The organism is Stakelama sediminis (assembly GCF_014199335.1).
Taxonomy (GTDB): Bacteria; Pseudomonadota; Alphaproteobacteria; order Sphingomonadales; family Sphingomonadaceae; genus Sphingomonas; species Sphingomonas sediminis.
The window spans coordinates 260,201-279,005 of record NZ_JACIJI010000001.1 but is presented as its reverse complement, the minus strand read 5'-3'; the positions used below and the strand labels follow the sequence as shown (position 1 = coordinate 279,005).

At 63.9% G+C, this 18,805-nt stretch carries 16 protein-coding genes; 13 read left to right on the top strand and 3 right to left on the bottom strand.

The genetic code is table 11. The features are described 5' to 3' along the window. The 13 genes from murB (at position 1) to nagZ (ending at position 15,856) form a co-directional block, all read left to right on the top strand. Positions 1-897, top strand: coding sequence for a UDP-N-acetylmuramate dehydrogenase (gene murB, locus FHR23_RS01410; protein ID WP_184001153.1), 897 nt, complete (start codon positions 1-3; stop codon positions 895-897). Continuing rightward, the gene (locus FHR23_RS01405; protein ID WP_184001152.1) at positions 890-1,834 is read left to right on the top strand and encodes a D-alanine--D-alanine ligase; all 945 of its coding nucleotides are present in this window, start codon (positions 890-892) and stop codon (positions 1,832-1,834) included. The genes murB and FHR23_RS01405 overlap by 8 nt, the downstream gene beginning before the upstream one ends. Next, positions 1,831-2,799, top strand: coding sequence for a cell division protein FtsQ/DivIB (locus tag FHR23_RS01400; RefSeq protein ID WP_184001151.1), 969 nt, complete (start codon positions 1,831-1,833; stop codon positions 2,797-2,799). Before FHR23_RS01405 ends, FHR23_RS01400 begins: the two co-directional genes overlap by 4 nt. A gap of 30 nt (positions 2,800-2,829) precedes the next feature. After that, positions 2,830-4,089 (top strand): cell division protein FtsA, encoded by a 1,260-nt coding sequence (ftsA, locus tag FHR23_RS01395; protein ID WP_184001150.1) that lies wholly within the window; start codon positions 2,830-2,832, stop codon positions 4,087-4,089. 101 nt (positions 4,090-4,190) lie between these two features. Next, positions 4,191-5,684, top strand: coding sequence for a cell division protein FtsZ (gene ftsZ, locus FHR23_RS01390; RefSeq protein WP_184001149.1), 1,494 nt, complete (start codon positions 4,191-4,193; stop codon positions 5,682-5,684). A gap of 148 nt (positions 5,685-5,832) precedes the next feature. Next, positions 5,833-7,134 carry an SPOR domain-containing protein gene (locus FHR23_RS01385; protein WP_246359645.1) on the top strand — a complete coding sequence of 434 codons (1,302 nt, stop codon included), beginning with the start codon at positions 5,833-5,835 and terminating at the stop codon, positions 7,132-7,134. Next, positions 7,135-8,313, top strand: coding sequence for a deoxyguanosinetriphosphate triphosphohydrolase (locus FHR23_RS01380; RefSeq protein WP_184001147.1), 1,179 nt, complete (start codon positions 7,135-7,137; stop codon positions 8,311-8,313). Between the two features lie 66 nt (positions 8,314-8,379). Further along, positions 8,380-9,819 carry a DUF1800 domain-containing protein gene (locus tag FHR23_RS01375; protein WP_184001146.1) on the top strand — a complete coding sequence of 480 codons (1,440 nt, stop codon included), beginning with the start codon at positions 8,380-8,382 and terminating at the stop codon, positions 9,817-9,819. Between the two features lie 3 nt (positions 9,820-9,822). After that, positions 9,823-10,977, top strand: coding sequence for a DUF1501 domain-containing protein (locus FHR23_RS01370; RefSeq protein ID WP_184001145.1), 1,155 nt, complete (start codon positions 9,823-9,825; stop codon positions 10,975-10,977). 341 nt (positions 10,978-11,318) lie between these two features. Beyond that, positions 11,319-12,242 (top strand): EamA family transporter RarD, encoded by a 924-nt coding sequence (gene rarD, locus FHR23_RS01365; RefSeq protein WP_184001144.1) that lies wholly within the window; start codon positions 11,319-11,321, stop codon positions 12,240-12,242. 68 nt (positions 12,243-12,310) lie between these two features. Beyond that, the gene (gene argS / locus FHR23_RS01360) at positions 12,311-14,038 is read left to right on the top strand and encodes an arginine--tRNA ligase (protein ID WP_184001143.1); all 1,728 of its coding nucleotides are present in this window, start codon (positions 12,311-12,313) and stop codon (positions 14,036-14,038) included. Beyond that, on the top strand, positions 14,038-14,766 hold the full coding sequence (locus FHR23_RS01355) for an SPOR domain-containing protein (RefSeq protein WP_184001142.1): 729 nt from the start codon (positions 14,038-14,040) through the stop codon (positions 14,764-14,766). Before argS ends, FHR23_RS01355 begins: the two co-directional genes overlap by 1 nt. Positions 14,767-14,848: 82 nt before the next feature. After that, complete coding sequence (gene nagZ / locus FHR23_RS01350) at positions 14,849-15,856, top strand: beta-N-acetylhexosaminidase (protein ID WP_184001141.1); 1,008 nt, start codon at positions 14,849-14,851, stop codon at positions 15,854-15,856. Positions 15,857-15,916: 60 nt separating this feature from the next. Here nagZ and FHR23_RS01345 read toward each other — a convergent pair whose 3' ends face one another. Genes FHR23_RS01345 through mtaB form a run of 3 tightly spaced genes read right to left on the bottom strand, consistent with a single transcriptional unit; the run spans position 15,917 to position 18,737 of the window. Continuing rightward, positions 15,917-16,555: a septation protein A gene (locus tag FHR23_RS01345; protein WP_184001140.1), complete on the bottom strand. Its 639-nt coding sequence runs from the start codon at positions 16,553-16,555 to the stop codon at positions 15,917-15,919. Between the two features lie 23 nt (positions 16,556-16,578). Continuing rightward, positions 16,579-17,508 carry a signal recognition particle-docking protein FtsY gene (gene ftsY / locus FHR23_RS01340; RefSeq protein WP_184001139.1) on the bottom strand — a complete coding sequence of 310 codons (930 nt, stop codon included), beginning with the start codon at positions 17,506-17,508 and terminating at the stop codon, positions 16,579-16,581. Beyond that, positions 17,505-18,737, bottom strand: coding sequence for a tRNA (N(6)-L-threonylcarbamoyladenosine(37)-C(2))-methylthiotransferase MtaB (gene mtaB / locus FHR23_RS01335; RefSeq protein ID WP_184001138.1), 1,233 nt, complete (start codon positions 18,735-18,737; stop codon positions 17,505-17,507). Before mtaB ends, ftsY begins: the two co-directional genes overlap by 4 nt. Positions 18,738-18,805: the final 68 nt, after the last annotated feature.

Sequence of the window (18,805 nt, the reverse complement as noted above, 5' to 3'; positions counted from 1 at the left end):
ATGGCGGATACCCTTCCCATGGTGCGCGGCAAGCTGACGCCCGATGCGCCGCTGGCGCCGCTGGTGTGGTTCAAGTCGGGCGGCAGTGCCGACTGGCTGTTCGAGCCGAAGGATGCCGACGATCTGGCCGGGTTCCTGCGCGAACTGGATCCGGCCGTGCCGGTGATGGCGCTGGGGCTGGGGTCCAACATGATCGTGCGCGACGGCGGTGTGCCGGGGGTCGTGGTGCGGCTGGGCAAGGCGTTTGCGCAGGTCGAGCAGCCCGATATTGTGACGATGCGCTGCGGCGGCGGCGCGTCGGGAATCCTGGTCTCGTCGAAAGCGCGCGATGCGGGAATTGCGGGGCTGGAATTCCTGCGCGGCATTCCCGGTACGGTCGGCGGTTTCGTGCGGATGAACGGCGGAGCCTATGGGCGCGAGGTCAGCGACATCCTGCTGAACTGTGACGTGGTGCTGCGTTCGGGCGAGCGCCGGACGCTGGAGGCGGCGGACCTGCGCTATTCCTATCGCCATTCCGAGTTGCCCGACGGTGCGATCGTGGTCAGTGCAACCTTTCGGGGAACCCCCGGCGACCCGGCGACCATCGGTGCGGAGATGGACCGTATCGCCGCCGAACGTGAGGCGTCGCAGCCGCTGCGCAGCCGTACCGGCGGTTCCACTTTCAAAAACCCGGACGGGCACAAGGCATGGGCGCTGGTCGATGCCGCCGGGTGTCGGGGCTTGCAGATCGGCGATGCGCAGGTGAGCGAGAAACATTGCAACTTCCTCCTCAACCTCGGCAACGCGACCAGCGCCGATATCGAGGGGCTGGGCGAGGAAGTGCGCCGCCGGGTGAAGGCGCAGTCGGACATCGAGCTGCAATGGGAAATTCAGCGGGTGGGGGAACATCATGGATAAGCTCCACATCGCGGTGCTGATGGGCGGATGGTCGGCGGAGCGTGACGTGTCGCTGATGTCCGGCAAGGGCATTGCGGATGCGCTGGAATCGCTGGGGCATCGGGTGACGCGCATTGATATGGATCGCGATGTTGCGCAGCGGCTGGCCGAGGTGAAGCCCGATCTGGTGTTCAACGCGCTGCACGGGACGCCCGGAGAAGACGGGCGCGTGCAGGGGATGCTCGACCTGATGGGGTTGCGCTATACCCATTCGGGCATGGCAACCTCTGTCATCGCGATCGACAAGCAGCTTACCAAGCAGACGCTGGTGCCGCACGGTATCCCCATGCCGGGCGGGAGGATCGTTGATACCGAAAGCCTGTATGCGCGCGATCCGCTGCCACGCCCCTATGTGCTGAAACCCGTCAATGAAGGGTCGTCGGTCGGGGTCGCCATCGTCACGGACGAAGGCAATACCGGCAATCCGATTGCACGCGATGCGACGGGACCGTGGCAGGAATTTGAGCAACTGCTGGCCGAACCGTTCATTCGCGGGCGCGAACTGACGACCGCAGTGCTAGGCGATCAGGCGCTGGGCGTCACCGAACTGAAACCCAAGAGCGGCTTTTACGATTACACCGCCAAATATACCGACGGGCTGACCGACCATATTTGTCCGGCGGACATTCCGGCGGACATTGCCGATGCCTGTTGCCGGATCGCGGTGGAGGCGCACCGCCTGCTCGGTTGCAAGGGGACGTCGCGCGCGGATTTCCGCTGGGATGATACGCAGGGTGTGGAAGGGCTGTTCCTGCTGGAAGTGAATACCCAGCCGGGGATGACGCCGTTCAGTCTCGTGCCCGAACAGGCGAAGCATCTGGGCATTTCCTATGCCGATCTGGTGGGGCGGATCGTGGAAGAGGCGATGCACGACGCAGATGAAGAGGCGCCGGTATGAGCCGCGCGGCCACCCGACGCAGCCCTTCGCAGCAGCGGGGGCGCACGGTGAAACCGCGCCGTCGCCCGCAAAAATCGCGGGCCAAACGCGCCTCGATCCTCGATCGCACGGTGGCCGCGCTGCCGGTGAGCGAACATACGCTGCACCGGATCATCGCCTGGGCCATCTTTCTGGGCGTGGCGGCGCTGGCGATCGCCGGGGCGACCTGGCTGCGCCTGCCGCAGGCGGCGTATGTTTCGGCGGCCGAAGGGCTGGGCAAGATGGGGCTGCGCGTCGATCAGATCGAGGTGAAGGGCCTGCACCGGATGGATCGCATGTCGGTTTATGCCATGGCGCTGGACCAGCAATCGCAGGCGATGCCGCTGGTCAATCTGTCGGAGGTTCGCAACCGCCTGCTCAATTACGGCTGGGTGGAGGATGCGCGTGTGTCCCGCCGCCTGCCCGACAAGCTGGTCATCGATATCGTCGAGCGCAAACCGGCGGCGATCTGGCAATATGACGGGCAGTTGATGCTGGTCGATGCCAAGGGTGTGCTGTTGCAGCCGGTGTCGCCCGACAAGATGCCCGACCTGCCGCTGCTGATCGGCGATGGTGCGAATGCGCAGGCGCCCGATTATCAGAAGCTGATGGAGGCCGCGCCTGCGCTCAAGCCGCGGGTGAAGGCGGCGACGTGGATCGGCAACCGGCGCTGGGATCTGACCTTCAACACCGGCGAGAAGCTGGAACTGCCCGAAGGACTGGCCGTGGCGCAACGGATGCTGGCCAAATTCGCCGCGCTGGACGGGATGGAAGGGCTGCTCGGCAAGGGCTATCTCTATTTCGACATGCGCGATCCGACCAGACTGGTGGTCAGGATGCCGGGCGATGCGATTCGTACCATCCCCAATGGCGCAAAGACCCCGGAAGCGGATAATAAAACAGGCGATACCGGCAATGCGTCGCAATCGGGCGGAGCGGACGCATGATCTTTCAGCGAGCGGACAAGGGGCGGTACGATGGCTAAGACGGCACCCGATGGCGTCATCACGGTTCTGGATATCGGTTCGTCCAAGGTTTGCGCGATGATCGCGCAAAAGGGCGATGGCGACGAACTGGTGGTGCTGGGCACCGGTCAGCGTGAGAGCAAGGGCGTCAAGCGCGGCTATATCGCCGATATGGGCATGACCGAACTGGCCGTGCGCGAAGCGGTGGAGCAGGCCGAACGCATTGCCGGTTTCAATATCGAGGATGTCTGGGTCAGCTTTTCGGCGGGCGGCCTGATTTCCGATCTGGTCAAGCTGGAGGTCGATCTGGGCGGCCACCGGGTCGAACAGTCGGATATCGACCATCTGTTGAAGACCGGGCGTAACGCCATCGATCCCAATGGCCGCATGGTGCTGCATGCGCAGCCGACCCGCTATGCGCTGGACGGGCTGGCGGGGGTGAAAAAGCCGCTTGGGCTGCACGCCGACCGGCTGGGCGTTGAAATCCATGTCGTCGCCACCGACGGATCGCCGGTACGCAATCTGGACCTGTGCGTGCGTTCGGCGCATCTGGAGGTGCGCTCGATCGTCGCTTCGCCGCTGGCGACCGGCCTGTCCTGCCTGTCGGAAGAGGAGCGGGAGCTTGGCGTGGCGCTGATCGAAATCGGGGCTGGCGTGACCAATGTGTCGGTCTTTTCCGGCGGAATGCTGACCGGGCTTGCGTCGATCCCGATGGGGGCGTCCGATATCACCGATGACATTGCCAGCGCCTTCGGCACCAAACGTGCGCAGGCCGAGCGGATGAAATGCTTCTACGGCTCCGCCAATATGAGCCCGCGCGACAATCATGACATGATCGACATTGCCCCGATTTCGGAAGAGGAGGGCGCGGAGGCAAACCGGATTACCCGTGCGCAACTGATCGCGGTGATCCGGCAGCGGCTCGACCGGCTGATGGAGGAAATTCAGAAGGAGTTGCGCAAGCTGAACTTCGACGATCCGGTCGGGCGCCAGATTGTGCTGACCGGCGGCGGCGCGGACCTGAACGGTATCGCCGATTATGCGCAACAGGCGCTGGGCAGGGCGGTGCGCGTGGGGCGTCCGCGCGGGCTGACGGCTTTGCCGGAGGCGCATGCCACGCCGGGGTTTTCGACGCTGGCGGGCATGGCGATGTTCGCGGCCGCCGATCCGGTGGATCTGCGCGCCCTGGAAACGCCCCAGCTTACCGTAGTGCGGTTGACGCCAATGTCGCTGTTGAGGCGATTGTTGGCGGCATTTCGCGCGAATTATTAAGGAAATGCGACATTTCCACTAGAGTCGCGTTTCGCAATAGTGCACAACGCACGTAGTTAACGTTGCGCCTGCCCGTCGCGGGCGCAGGGGGAGACAGGAAGATGAGTATCGAATTTCTTCCGCCGGACACGGACGAACTGAGCCCGCGGATCAGCGTGGTCGGTGTTGGCGGAGCCGGTGGCAACGCAATCGCCAATATGATCCGGGCAGAGGTGCAGGGCGTCGAGTTTCTCGTCGCCAATACCGATGCGCAGGCGTTGAAACAGTCGTCGGCCGAACAGCGCATTCAGCTCGGCACCAAGATCACACAGGGTCTGGGTGCGGGGTCGCGTCCCGAAATCGGGCGTGCGGCAGCCGAGGAAACGATCGAGCAGGTGCAGGAAGCGCTGCAGGGATCGCATATGTGCTTCATCGCCGCCGGCATGGGCGGCGGCACCGGCACCGGCGCTGCCCCCGTCATCGCCAAGGCGGCGCGCGATATGGGCATCCTGACCGTCGGTGTCGTGACGAAGCCGTTCGCGTTCGAGGGCAAGCGTCGTTCCAAGGCGGCGGATGCCGGTATCGAGGAGCTGCAGAAGTTCGTCGATACGCTGATCGTCATCCCGAACCAGAACCTGTTCCTGATCGCCAATGCGAACACGACCTTCAAGGAAGCGTTCGAAATGGCGGACGAGGTGCTGCAACAGGGCGTTCGCGGCATCACCGACCTGATGGTCATGCCCGGCCTCATCAACCTCGACTTTGCCGATGTGCGTTCGGTGATGCAGGAGATGGGCAAGGCGATGATGGGCACCGGCGAGGCCGAGGGCGACAGCCGCGCCATCGAAGCCGCGCAAAAGGCGATCGCCAACCCGCTGCTCGATGGCGTGTCGATGCAGGGCGCCAAGGGCGTGATCGTGTCGATCACGGGTGGCGAGGATATGCGCCTGCTCGAAGTCGATGAGGCCGCCAACCATATTCGCGAACTGGTGGATGAAGACGCCAACATCATCTGGGGTTCGGCCTTTAATTCCGATCTGGAAGGCAAGATTCGCGTGTCGGTGGTTGCCACCGGTATCGAGGATGAGGTCGAGGGCGATGCGCAGGTAACGAGTAGCGCACCGTCGGAACCGACCCGCAGCTTCTCCTTCACCGCACCGCGCAAGCCCGAACCGACAGCGCCTGTGGCGGCGGACGCGGAAGAGAGTGCGACCGCAGCGGAAGCGACCCCTGAACCGGTTAAAGATGACGAGTCCGCGCCGGTGGCGGCTGAAATGGGCGCGCCTGAATCGGACGATCCGGCACCGGTCGAGTCGAAGGATAGCGATAGCGGGGATGACGACGAACTGCTGCTGGGATCGGATACGATGGTCCCGCAGGAGCCTGAACCGGCACCGTCCGCACCTGAATCGTCACCTCGTCGCCGCTGGCTGACTCCGGCATCGGAAAGCGAGGCCGCGCCGGAAGCGGAAAGCGAGCGTCCGGCGAAAAAGCCGGGCGGCACGTTGTTCGAACGTATGTCGGGTGCACGCAGCGCAGCGCGAAGCGATGACAAGGGCGAGGAGGATCGTTCCCTCGACATTCCGCGCTTCCTGCACCGTCAGAACAACCAGTAAGCGCAAAACCATGGATGCCGGGCCGTTGTTGGATAACAGCGGCCCGGTTCCGTTTTGCGAGTCAGCGGTAGTTCAGGCAGAGACGGCTATTCTTTCTACACCCATGAAATGCGTTTCCTTCCTTCTTCGGAGCGGTATCGCTCCGGCGTTGCTGCTTGGTGTCATCGCCTCTCCGGTTCCTGCACAGGAGGTGGTACCGCCACCGACCCCGCACGCCGACAAGCTTGCCGCCGATATGAGGGTGCTGGCGAAAAATCCGGACGATGTCGATGCGCTGATCAGTGCCGGTACGGTCAGTGTGCGGCTGGGCGATCCGGTCGTCGCGCTGCAATTTTTCAAGCGGGCCGAGGATGCGGATGCAAAAGATCCGCGAGTATATGGGGGCAAGGCGGCGGCGCTGGTTGAGCTGGAACGTCCGGGCGAGGCCTTGCGGTTATTTGCAAAAGCCGATGCGATGGGGCTGGCGCCCGATGCCTTTGCCGCCAATCGCGGGCTTGCCTATGATCTGACCGGGCATTCCGTGCTGGCGCAGCAGGCCTATCGCACCGCGCTCGCGCAGCAGCCGGATGCGCAGACGAAGCGCTGGCTTGCCCTCTCGCTGGGCATTTCCGGTAAGCAGAAGGAAGCGTCCGCGCTGCTCGATTCCCAATTGCGCAAGCAGGACAAGGGGGCGTGGCGGGCGCAGGCGTTCATTCTGGCGATGAACGGCGACGTGAAGGGCGCGGAACATATCGCCCGGACGATCCTGCCGAATGTGGGCAGCGAACTGTCCCCCTATTTCCGGCGATTGCGCAGTATGTCGGCGGTTCGGCGCGCCTTTGCCGTGCATTTCGGCGAATTGTCGCTGTCGCCTGCAATTCGTGCCGACGCCAGGCTCGCACCGCCGCTGCCGGGACAGCGCATCCGCGGTGGCAGGGACGATGCCGATGTCGCGGTTGCAGCACGAACGCAGCCGCCAATGACCGCGGCGGGACCGGCGGGCGACACGGCCGAATCTTCGCTTATGGTGGAAAATGTCGAGCGCGCCCGCGCCACGGAGAAAGCGGCGGCGACCGGACAGCCGGAACGATCGGATAGGGTTGTCCCGGCAAAGGCACCGCCCCCTGTTTCGAAAAAGCCGGAGAAGTCGGAAAAACGTACCGAGGTTGCCAAAGCCGCAAAGAAAAAGGTTGAGGCCGAACCCGCGCGCGAATGGGTGCAGGTGGCGGGCGGTGCCAACAAGGCGACGTTACCGCGGGCCTATGACCGGCTGGTCGCCAAGGCGCCGAAACTGTTTCGCGGCAAACAGGCATGGACGACGCCGTTGCGGTTCACCAACCGCTTGCTGGTCGGCCCGTTTTCCAGCAAGGGGGCGGCGCAGGCATTCGTCAACAAACTGGCAGGCGACGGTATTTCGGCCTTTGCCTGGACGAGTGCCAGGGGACAGAAAATCGAACGGCTGAAACCTTAAATGACCCAATTGGCCCCATGGGCATCCGATCCGCAGCACAGCAAAGGGCGCCTGCACCCCGAACGCAGCGAACTGCGCGGCCCGCGCGACGCTTTTCAGCGGGACCGTGATCGCATCATCCACTCGATCAGCTTTCGCCGCCTGCGTCACAAGACCCAGGTGTTCATGGCGCCCGATGGCGACCATTTCCGCGTTCGCCTGACCCATAGTCTGGAAGTGGCGCAGATCGGCCGCACGGTGGCGCGGGTGCTGGGGCTGAACGAGGATCTGACCGAGGCGCTGTGTCTGGCCCATGATATCGGCCATCCGCCCTTTGGCCATGCCGGAGAGCGCGCGCTGAAAGAGGCGCTGGATGCCGATGGCGGGTTCGATCATAACGGCCACACGCTGCGCACGCTGACGCTGCTCGACAATCCCTATCCGCGCTGGCCGGGCCTGAACCTGAGCTGGGAGACGCTGGAGGGACTGGCCAAGCATAATGGCCCGGTGCGGCATCCGGGCTGGGCCTTGAAAGAGGCGGATGCGGCGTTTCCGCTGGCGCTGGGCGAATGGTCGTCGCTGGAGGCGCAGGTCGCGGCGATTGCCGACGATATCGCCTATGACAATCACGATATCGACGATGGCCTGCGGTCGGGACTGCTGACGCTGGAACAGTTGCTGGAGGTACCGCTGGTTCGCCGCAACTGGGATGCGGTGCGTGCGCGCCACCCCGATATCGCCGAACCGAAGCTGATCGGTGAACTGATCCGGTCGCAGATCGGGGTGATGGTCAACGACCTGATCGCCGAATCCCGGCGGCGCATTTCCGAATCGGGTGTGAAGCGCGTTGAGGATGTGCGTGCCGCGGGGCGCTGTCTTGCCGGGTTTTCGGACTCGATGCGTGACGACGAACGCACCCTGAAACGCTTCATGTACGCCAACCTCTATCACCATCCCAGTCAGCGGAAAGCTGCCGACACCGCCAGCCGCGTCGTGACCGGCCTGTTCGACGCTTATCGCGTCGAACCGGAACGCATGGCCGAAGGGTGGCGCAGTGCTGACGAACGGGATGCCCCCTGGCGCGAGCGGCACATCGCCGATTTCATCGCCGGGATGACCGACCGCTATGCCATCAACCGCTATCGCGAGGTGGTCGGAGAGATTTCGCTGGACGAAGGGTTCGGGGCGGCGCGCGCCTGACAAACTTTTGCGACAAATAAGGAGTATTGCCCGGATGGTAGTATAGTAGCCATCAGGGTGCGCGGGATGTCCGATGCCGTTATCGCCGCCAATCGTTTCGGTCTGGGTGCACGCGCCGACGACCCGCCCATCACTGCGCCTCGCCGCTGGCTGATTTCGCAGTTCGATCAGTTTCAGCCGCGTCCCGCCGCTATTGCCGAGCTGCCGGACAGCAGCACCATAGCCACTGAGACGGCGCAATATTACGCCCAGATCCGGCAATTACAGCGGGCGGCAAGGCAGGGCGGCCAGAGTGTCGATGATAGCGCATCAACCAAAAGTGAAGCCATGGCGATCCGCAAAATGATGCGGCAACAGGCGCGGGCGCATTATATCCCCGCCGTGGGTGCGCGCGCACAGTCGGCGCTGACCACGCCTGCGCCCTTTGTCGAAAGGCTGGTGCATTTCTGGGCGAATCACTTCGCGGTGTCGGTGGACAAGCCCGGCGTGGTCGGCTGGGCAGGCTATTTCGAATTCGAAGCCATTCGTCCGCATGTGCTGGGCAATTTTCGCGATATGCTGTTTGCCGTCGAACAACATGCGGCGATGCTTTTCTATCTCGATCAGGTGGTTTCGATCGGTCCGGACAGTGCGGTGGGCAGGCTGGTTGCCCGACGCGGCAGGCGTAAGCTGGGGATCAACGAGAATCTGGGCCGGGAAGCGATGGAGTTGCACACGCTGGGCGTGCGCACCGGCTACAGTCAGGCGGATGTGACCGAATTTGCCCGCGCGCTGACCGGCTGGACGGTGGCGGGTATCGCGCAGGGCCCAGCGGCACGGCTGGCAGGCGTGCGGGACGGCAAGCCGGGTAGCTTCATTTTCGCCGGGCGGCTGCACGAGCCCGGTGCCCGTACGATCATGGGCAAGCGCTATGACCAGTCGGGGGAGCAACAGGCGGTTTCGGTGTTCGACGATCTGATCCGTAATTCCGCGACCGCGCACCATATCGCGTTCAAGCTTGCCCGACATTTCGCGGGCGACACGCCGCCGCCGACGCTGGTGGCGCGGCTGGAAAAGGCGTTTGTGCGATCCAATGGCGACCTGCCGACGCTTTACAGTGCGCTGGTCGAAGCGCCCGAAGCCTGGGTGGCAAAGCCGCTGAAGTTCAAGACGCCATGGGAGTGGACGATTTCGGCATTGCGCGGACTGGGCGCGCAGAACGTCCCTGCCAAAGCGGTGTTCGGGCTTCAGAAACAGCTTGGCCAGCCGGTTTGGAACCCCGGTTCGCCAGCCGGTTACGATGATATCGCGGCAAGCTGGATGGGCCCCGATGCGATCATGCGGCGGGTGGAGGCGGCATCGCGGCTGGCGGCGCAAACGCGTGGAAGTCTGGATGCCCGCACGCTGGCACCGAAGCTGATCGGTGTCGCAACCGGCAGCGATACCGAACGGTGGATCGGACGGGCCGCCAGTCCGGATCAGGCGCTTGCCCTGATGCTCATATCCCCTGAATTCATGCGGAGATAGGCGATGATTACGCGACGCGGTTTCGTATCGGGGGCGACGGTCGGCATGGCCTCTCTCGGCTTGGTGCCGGGCATGGCGTTTGCGCGCACGGCGGGCAACCGGCGATTCGTCTTTATCATTCAACGCGGTGCCGCCGACGGGCTGCATATCGTCGCGCCGGTCGGCGATCCGGCCTATGTTTCCGCGCGCGGGGCGCTGGCAAAGGATTTTGCCGACGCGCCCCGGCTGGACAGCATGTTCGCGCTGCATCCCGCACTGGAACGGATCGGCGGCCTGTTCAAACAGGGCGATGCGCTGTTCGTCCATGCCATCGCCTCTCCCTATCGCGACCGATCGCATTTCGATGGCCAGAACGTCCTCGAATCGGGCGGGGTGGCCGCCTATCGGATCAAGACCGGGTGGCTGAACCGGATATTGCCGCTGTTGCCGGCCGATGAAGCGCGCGCGATTGCAGTGTCGGAGACGGTGCCGCTGACGTTGCGCGGATCGGTGCAGGTCGCATCCTATGCGCCCTCGCGGCTTCCCGGTGCATCGGCGGACCTGCTCGACCGGGTTTCCGCGCTCTATGCCCATGACCCGCAGCTCGATGCGGTATGGAGCAAGGCGCTGGGAACGCGGGCGATGGCGGGCGACCTCAGCCGGGCCAATGTGCAGGATGCCGCACAAATGGGCGCGCTGGCGGCAAAATTGCTGGTCGGGGACAAGGCTGCGCGGATCGCGATGATCGAGACGGAAGGGTGGGACACCCATTCGGCGCAGTCGGGACGGCTTCGTACACAGTTGAAACGGCTGGATGCGATGGTCGGGGGCCTGCGCGACGGGCTGGGCGAGGCCTGGGCCGATACGGTGGTGCTGGTGGCGACCGAGTTCGGCCGCACCGTGGCGATCAACGGCACCGGCGGTACCGACCATGGCACGGCCTCTCTGGCGATGCTGCTGGGCGGGGCGGTACGCGGCGGCAAGGTGCGCGCCGACTGGCCGGGACTGGGGCAGGGGGCGCTGTATCAGGGACGCGACCTGAAACCGACGGCGGGTCTGGACGCGCTGATTACGGGTGCGATGGCCGAGCATTTCGGTCTCGATCCCGTGCGCGTGAAGCAACAACTCTTCCCCGAACTGTCCGCCGCGACACCGATGCAAAGCCTGATCCGCACCTGACCAAGGCCGTAAACCCATAAAGGCCACCATCGCGGTTTGAGCCAAAATGGCGTGGTGCAAGGAGAAAAGACGCAGGAATATGTCAATATTTCCAGAATTTTCGACGCCGCACCGGGCCGTTTTGGCCAAATCCCGCAGGGACGTCCAAATGGCTTCCATCTCGAACCGAACGCCGCTTGCAAAGGCAAAGAGCCTTTGCCGCGCGTCGTTCGGCCCGATCTGTTCGCCCTTTGAACGCTTCGACGATGCCGTTTATGGGTTTACGGCCTAGCAATTCTTTCGCCGTACAAAGCGTAAGCGGCTTTGACCAATGGCCAAAGCGCCTCTACCTGCGGCGCGTCATGACCCGTCTGCCCGCCCCCGAACCGATCATCGTGCGCGACACGCGCGGCCTGTTGCAGGGGGTCGGGGCCTATCTGATCTGGGGATTGCTGCCGATCTTTCTGGGCCTGATTGCGCAGGTCGACGGACTGGAGATCATCGCCAACCGGATTTTGTGGGCGCTGGCGATCCTACTGGTGGTGGGGCCGGCGCTGGGGCGTACCGCCAAATTGCGAGCGGCGCTGGGCAATCCGCGGCTGATGGCGACGCTGATGATCAGTGCCCTGCTGATCGGCGCGAACTGGACCGGCTATGTCTGGGCGGTGCTGCACCAGCATGTGCTGGCGGCCAGTCTGGGCTATTTCCTCAACCCGCTGATCAACGTGCTGCTGGGTACGATGCTGCTGGGTGAGCGGCTGGATCGCGTGCAGGGGATTGCCGTGGCGCTGGCGGCAGCGGGCGTGGCGATCCTTGCGGCGGAAGCCCCGGATGCCTTGTGGGTCAGCCTGTTGCTGGCCTTTTCCTTCGCCTTTTACGGCTATGTGCGCAAACGCGCGCCGGTGGAGCCGATCGAGGGGCTGACGGTGGAGACGCTGTTGCTGGCATTGCCCGCGTTCGGCTATCTGGTCTGGCTGGGCGAACAGGGTAGCCTGTCCTTTGGCAGTGACGTCAAAACGACGCTGTTGCTGATGACGATGGGACCGCTGACGGTCACGCCGCTGTTGCTGTTTGCCGCCGCGGCCAGGCGATTGCGACTGACGACGCTGGGGCTGTTGCAATATATCGCGCCGAGCCTGCAGTTCCTGATTGCCGTCACGCTGTTCCACGAACCGCTGTCGATGCCGCATCTCGCCTGTTTCGTGCTGATCTGGGCCGGGCTGGTGCTCTTTGCGCTGCACAGCATCCGGCTGGCCCGTCGTCCGGTATTGGTACCGGCACGATAACGACGTGCTTCAATGCGGCGCGCTAATCCGGTAAGCGCGGTCGCAACGGTATATTTTACGGAAACGGCATGACTCTCTACGCACGCTTTGCTGCCCATCTCGACACGATTCTCGACACGCTGACCGCTTCCGGCGACCTGCCGGAAGGGCTGGATCGCCGCAATGTGACGGTGGAGCCGCCACGCGACCACAGCCATGGCGATCTGGCGACGAATGCGGCGATGGTGCTGGCGAAACCGGCAAAGACAAATCCGCGTGCGCTGGCCGAGAAAATCGCCCCGCAACTGGAGGCACTGGATGCAGTGGCATCGGTGAGCATTGCCGGTCCGGGCTTCATCAACATGACGCTGACCGATGCGACCTGGCGCGAGGAATTGAGCGCGATCCATGCAGCAGGTGACGGCTATGGCCGCTCGAAAATGGGTGAAGATATTGCCGTAAACATCGAATATGTATCGGCAAATCCTACGGGACCGATGCATATGGGCCATTGTCGCGGCGCGGTGGTCGGCGATGCGCTGGCCAGCCTGCTGGAATTTGCCGGGCACAAGGTCATCCGCGAATATTATGTCAATGATGCGGGCGGGCAGGTGGATGTGCTCGCCCGGTCGGCGCATCTGCGCTATCGCGAAGCGCTGGGCGAGGAAATCGGCGCGATCCCCGAAGGTCTGTATCCGGGTGATTATCTGAAGCCCGTGGGTGAGGAACTGGCGAAGGAATATCGCGGCAAGTTCCTGACCGCGCCGGAGGATGCATGGCTGGCGCTGTTCCGCAAACGCGCGGTGCTGGCGATGCTGGAGCGAATCAAGGCGGATCTGGCGCTGCTGGGCATTCACCACGACATTTTTTCTTCGGAAGCCGAGTTGCAGGCGGCGGGCAAACCCGAAGCGGCGGAGAAATGGCTGCGCGAGCACGATCTGGTTTATGACGGGATATTGGAAGCGCCGAAGGGCGAGACGCCCGAGGATTGGGAGCCGGTGGAACTGCCGCTGTTCCGCTCGACCCGGTTCGGCGACGATCAGGACCGGCCGATCAAAAAGTCGAACGGGCAATGGACCTATTTCGGTGCCGACCTGGCCTATCATTTCCAGAAGAGTCAGTCGGCCGACCAGTTGATCGACATCTGGGGTGCCGATCATGCGGGGACGGTCAAGCGGATCGTCGCGGCGGTAAAGGCGCTGACCGGCGGCAAGACGAAGTTCGACGTGAAGCTGGTGCAGATGGTGCGGCTGCTGCGCGGCGGGGAGCCGGTCAAGATGTCGAAGCGGGCGGGCAACTTCGTCACGCTGGCCGATGTCGTGAACGAGGTCGGCAAGGATGTGGTGCGCTTCACCATGCTCACGCGCAAGGCCGATGCGCAGATGGATTTCGACTTTGCCAAGGTCGTTGAGGCGTCGAAGGACAATCCGGTCTTCTATGTCCAATATGCCCATGCCCGAGTCGCGTCGCTGAAACGGCGTGCGGCGGACGCCGAAATCCAATGTAATTCCGCGGACTTGTCCCGTCTTGATACGGCGGAACTGGCGCTGGTGAAGCGCGCGGCGCAGTTTCCACGCGTCGTGGAAGGCGCTGCAACGGCGCGCGAACCGCATAGAATTGCATTTTATCTCTATGATTTGGCATCCGACTTTCACTCTTTGTGGAACCTCGGCAACGATCAGCCCGAGCGCCGGTTCGTGATTGCGGAGGATTCGGGCCTGACCTGCGCGCGACTTTATCTGGCCGATGCGATCGGGCAGATTATCCGCAACGGGCTGGGGATCATGGGGGTCCGGGCCGTTGAGGAGATGCATTGATGGCCGACACGCACGTGCCGGAGGATGACGAGGACCGGCTGCCCTGGCTTGAAACGGTCGAGGAAGACGGTGAAGACGGACCATCGCCCTGGCGCGTACTGGGACTGGTGCTGATCGGGCTGGCGATCCTTGCCGCGGTGATTTTCGGCTGGTGGATGTGGCAGCGCCATGAAACCACGGGCGGCAACGGCGCGCTGATCAATGCGCAGGAAGGCGATTACAAGGTCAAGCCGACCGACAGCGGCGGCATGAAAGTCGCCGGGGAAGGCGACACCCGTTTCGATACCAGCGAAGGCGTGGTGACCAACGGTTCGATCGACGTCAACGCACTTCCCGAAGCACCGGTCGACGGCAAGAAGGTTCAGCCTTCGTCCAAGCCCGAAGGCAAGGGATCAAGCCGGGTGGTGGCATCGGTTCCGGCGACGACATCCGGTTCCGGCAAGGGTGGTTCGACGAAAGCGCCGAGCGCTAAGGGCGTCGATACGGCGGGCGGCGCGATCGTGCAGCTTGGTTCCTTCCCCAGCCGTTCGGGTGCCAATGCGGCGTGGAAGCGTATGTCCGAACGCTTCAGCTATCTCGCCGCGCTGGGCCAGTCGGTGGAGCAGGCGAAGGTCAACGATACGACCGTCTATCGTCTGCGCGTCAATGCAGGCAGCGCATCGGCGGCAACGGAGTTGTGCAACAAGCTGAAGGTCGCGGGTGAGGCCTGCTATATCCCGAGAGATTGAATGCGGCGAACGCTGCATTCAATCTCCTATTGTATAGTAAAGCGGATTTGCGCGGGCGCGGGGATTTGCTAGCGCAGGCCGCATGAAGCCAGTGATTTACGGCCTGTCGGGGCTTTGCCTGACCGACGATGAGCGCGCGTTTTTTCGTGAGAGCGAGCCTGCGGGCTATATCCTGTTCAAACGCAATGTCGCCGACCGCGCCCAGTTGCGGGCGCTGACCGACGAGCTGCGCGGGCTTTCGGGGCGCGACGATTTGCCGATCCTGATCGATCAGGAGGGCGGCCGCGTGGCGCGGATGGGACCGCCCGAATGGCCTGCTTTTCCGGCGGGACCGGCTTTTGCCGCCCTGTATCGAAAGGCTCCGGCCTCTGCGATTGAGGCGGCGCGTGCGAATGCGCAGGCGATCGGCATGATGCTGGCTGAAGTGGGAATTACCGTCGATTGCCTGCCGCTGCTCGACGTGATCCATGATGAGACGACGCCTGCGATCAGCGAACGCGCCTTCGGGGCCGACCCGATGCAGGTGGCGGCACTTGGCCGCGCTGCGCTGGACGGGCTGCGGCGCGCCGGAGTGGTCGGTGTGGTCAAGCATATGCCGGGTCATGGCCGCGCGGTGGTGGACAGCCATTACGAACTGCCGGTGGTGAAGGCGGACGCGGCGGCGCTGGAACAGGATATCGCGCCGTTCCGCACGCTCAACCACGCGCCGATGGGGATGAGTGCGCATGTCGTATACGCGGCATGGGATGCCGAACATCCGGCAACGCTGTCGTCCAGAGTGATCGGCGACATCATTCGTGGTGCCATCGGCTTTGACGGCCTGTTGATGAGCGACGATATCGACATGAAGGCGCTGCGCGGCACGGCGGCCGACAAGGCGGCGGCGGCGGTTGCGGCCGGATGCGATCTGGCGCTCGATTGCTGGGCGCGGATGTACGAGATGACCGAGATTGCCGGGAAGCTGGGTACCATTTCGGACGCAAGCCGCGCGCGGCTCGACCGGGCGATGGCGAGCATTGCCGACGGGCGTGAGGAAGCGGACATGGCCGAGCTGATCGCGAAGCGGGATGCGCTACTTGCCTATGCCTGATTAAGGGCAGGGGCGTGGGGCCAGCGATCCCAGCTTTCGCTGGGATGACGTGGGAGGGCCTTATCCCTCCGGCGGGATGGGCGGGTCTTTCTCGCCTTCGGTGGTCAGGCCGTGGCGCAGCAGCATGGGGATATTGGCGGCGGCAAAGATCATGGTCAGCGGCACCGCGCCCCACAGTTTGAACGCCACCCAGAAGTCGGTGCTCTGCGTCCGCCAGACGCATTCGTTCAGCACCGCCATGCCGATGAAGAAGATCGTCCAGTTGATCGTCAGCTTGCGCCAGCCGGTCTGGTTCAGGCCCGGATAAGCGGTTTCCAGCAGCGATTGCAGCACCGGCCTGCCCGAAACAAGCCCATAGCCGAGCACGATCGCGAAGATCAGGTACACGATGGTCGGCTTCATCTTGATGAAGGTTTCGTCGTGAAAATAGAGCGTCAGCCCGCCGAACACGATAACCAGCCCGCCCGAAATCCACAGCATGGGTGAGATATGGCGGACCTTGATCAGCGATGCCGCCATGGCGATGACCGTGGCGACGATGAAGGCGACGGTGGCGACCAGAAACTGTCCCAGCCCCTGCACCATGTCGGGGATCGGCAGATATTTCGACAGGAAATAGGCAAGGAAGAAGACCGCCAGCGGGCCGAAGTCGATTGCCATGCGCATGCCGGGGGAAAGCGGCGTTTTTTCGTCAGCCATTCGGGGTGTCCTTGTCCGCGATCCTATAGCAACTCATCGACGCCCGCGATGATCCGCGAAACCTCATGCGCGTCAAAGGGGCGCAGGTCGTCGACCTTTTCCCCGATGCCGATGGCATGGATGGGCAGGCCGTATTTTTCCGCCGCGTTGACGAGCACGCCGCCGCGCGCGGTGCCGTCCAGCTTCGTCATGACAAGGCCGGTGACGCCCGCCACCTCCTTGAACACCTCAATCTGGTTGAGCGCATTCTGCCCTGTCGTCGCGTCGAGCACGAGTACCACATCATGCGGTGCTTCGGGGTTGAGGCGGCCCAGCACGCGCCGGATCTTGGCGAGTTCGTCCATCAGCTCGCGCTTGTTCTGCAACCGCCCGGCGGTGTCGACGATCAGCACGTCGGTGCCGATGGCGGTCGCCTTTTTGACGGCATCATAGACGATGCCCGCCGCGTCGCCGCCTTCGGGACCGGTGACGATGGGCACGCCGATGCGGTCGGCCCATGTTTTCAACTGGCCGATGGCGGCGGCGCGGAAGGTATCGCCCGCGGCCAGAAGCACCTCGTAATCCTGATCGAGGAACAGGTTGGCGAGCTTGGCGATGGTCGTGGTCTTGCCCGATCCGTTGACGCCGATGACCAGGATCACCTGCGGACGCGGAAAGGCCTCGATTTCCAGTGGTTTGGCGACCTTTTCCAAGGTTTTTTCGACCTCTTCGGCGACGACGAGGCGGATGCCGAGTTCTTCCATATTGCGCTCGAACTGCCCCTCGGCCAGCCGGGTGCGCACGCGCGCCGCCATTTCGGGGCCGAGGTCGGAGGCGATCAGCGCATCCTCAATCTCGTCCAGCGTATCGTCGTCGAGGCGCGCGGCGGACAGGCCGACCAGATTGCCGGTCAGCCGGTCGGACGTGCGCTTGAACCCGCCGAGCAGGCGTTCGTGCCAGCTACCATTGCTCATGCCGGTACTCCGATAAGGTGTTGATCCTTGATCGCGGTAATCTGCACGGGGATGATGTCTCCGATTGGGGCGGGGCCGTCGAAACGGACCTGAGCAAAATTGTCGGCATGACCGCGCGTGCCGGGCTTTTCGACCAGCACCGACCGGCGCGACCCGATCTGCGATTCAAGCCAGCGTCGGCGATGGGTTTCGGCCGTGTCGCGCAGGGCGGCGGCGCGTTCCTTCACCACCGTGCGGTCAAGCTGCGGCATACGCGCTGCGGGCGTGCCTTCGCGTGGGGAAAAGGGGAAAATGTGCGCATAGACGATGTCGCAATCGGCGATCAGCGCGCGGGTGTTGGCGGCCATCGCCTCCGTCTCGGTCGGGAACCCGGCGATCAGGTCGGCGCCGATGGCGATATCGGGGCGTGCCGTCTTCAGCCGTTCGACCAGCCGCACGGCATCGGCGCGCAGATGGCGGCGCTTCATGCGTTTCAGGATCATGTCATCGCCCGCCTGAAGCGACAGGTGGACATGCGGCATCATCCGGGCTTCCTGAGTCAGCAGCGCGAACAGCCGGTCGTCGATCTCAATCGAATCGAGCGAGGACAGGCGCAGGCGCTCGACGCCGGGAAGATGGGTCAGGATACGTTCGACCAGATGGCCGAGGGTCGGCTGCCCCGGCAGGTCGGGACCGTAGCTGGTCAGGTCGACGCCGGTCAGCACGACTTCGCGATGGCCCGCTTCGACCAGTGTCGCGATGCGTTCCACCACCGCGCCCGCAGGGACCGAACGGCTGTTACCGCGTCCGAAGGGAATCGCGCAAAAGGTGCAGCGATGGTCGCAGCCATTCTGCACCTCGACAAAGGCGCGGGCATGGCCGTCGAAACTTGCGGCGAATTGCGGTGCGGTTTCGGTCAGGCCCATGACGTCGCCGACGACCACCGGAGCGGCATCGGCGACGATCCAGGCAGCGGGTGAGAGTTTGTCCGTATTGCCGACGACGCGCGCCACCTCCGGCATGGCGGTGAAACTGTCGGGGGCGATCTGCGCGGCGCAGCCGGTGACGATGACCGGGCGGTCAGGGTGCTTTCGATGCGCCCGGCGGATGGTCTGACGCGTCTGGCGCACCGCCTCGTTCGTCACGGCGCAACTGTTGACGACCGTCACCTCCCGCTCACCCAGCAGCGTGCGGATCGCTTCGCTTTCGGCAATGTTGAGGCGACAGCCCAGGCTGATGACGTCCGCCATCGCTCAGGCCCGCCGGGATACGGTCAGGAACGGCATAGCGGTGATCTAGGGATGTGCAGCAGCGAAGT

What these genes read in the sequence shown, in the direction of transcription:
- murB (WP_184001153.1), top strand. Translation starts at nt 1, where the DNA reads ATGGCGGATACCCTTCCCATGGTGCGCGGCAAGCTGACGCCCGATGCG.
- FHR23_RS01405 (WP_184001152.1), top strand. Translation starts at nt 890, where the DNA reads ATGGATAAGCTCCACATCGCGGTGCTGATGGGCGGATGGTCGGCGGAG.
- FHR23_RS01400 (WP_184001151.1), top strand. Translation starts at nt 1,831, where the DNA reads ATGAGCCGCGCGGCCACCCGACGCAGCCCTTCGCAGCAGCGGGGGCGC.
- ftsA (WP_184001150.1), top strand. Translation starts at nt 2,830, where the DNA reads ATGGCTAAGACGGCACCCGATGGCGTCATCACGGTTCTGGATATCGGT.
- ftsZ (WP_184001149.1), top strand. Translation starts at nt 4,191, where the DNA reads ATGAGTATCGAATTTCTTCCGCCGGACACGGACGAACTGAGCCCGCGG.
- FHR23_RS01380 (WP_184001147.1), top strand. Translation starts at nt 7,135, where the DNA reads ATGACCCAATTGGCCCCATGGGCATCCGATCCGCAGCACAGCAAAGGG.
- FHR23_RS01375 (WP_184001146.1), top strand. Translation starts at nt 8,380, where the DNA reads ATGTCCGATGCCGTTATCGCCGCCAATCGTTTCGGTCTGGGTGCACGC.
- FHR23_RS01370 (WP_184001145.1), top strand. Translation starts at nt 9,823, where the DNA reads ATGATTACGCGACGCGGTTTCGTATCGGGGGCGACGGTCGGCATGGCC.
- rarD (WP_184001144.1), top strand. Translation starts at nt 11,319, where the DNA reads ATGACCCGTCTGCCCGCCCCCGAACCGATCATCGTGCGCGACACGCGC.
- argS (WP_184001143.1), top strand. Translation starts at nt 12,311, where the DNA reads ATGACTCTCTACGCACGCTTTGCTGCCCATCTCGACACGATTCTCGAC.
- FHR23_RS01355 (WP_184001142.1), top strand. Translation starts at nt 14,038, where the DNA reads ATGGCCGACACGCACGTGCCGGAGGATGACGAGGACCGGCTGCCCTGG.
- nagZ (WP_184001141.1), top strand. Translation starts at nt 14,849, where the DNA reads ATGAAGCCAGTGATTTACGGCCTGTCGGGGCTTTGCCTGACCGACGAT.
- FHR23_RS01345 (WP_184001140.1), bottom strand. Translation starts at nt 16,555, where the DNA reads ATGGCTGACGAAAAAACGCCGCTTTCCCCCGGCATGCGCATGGCAATC.
- ftsY (WP_184001139.1), bottom strand. Translation starts at nt 17,508, where the DNA reads ATGAGCAATGGTAGCTGGCACGAACGCCTGCTCGGCGGGTTCAAGCGC.
- mtaB (WP_184001138.1), bottom strand. Translation starts at nt 18,737, where the DNA reads ATGGCGGACGTCATCAGCCTGGGCTGTCGCCTCAACATTGCCGAAAGC.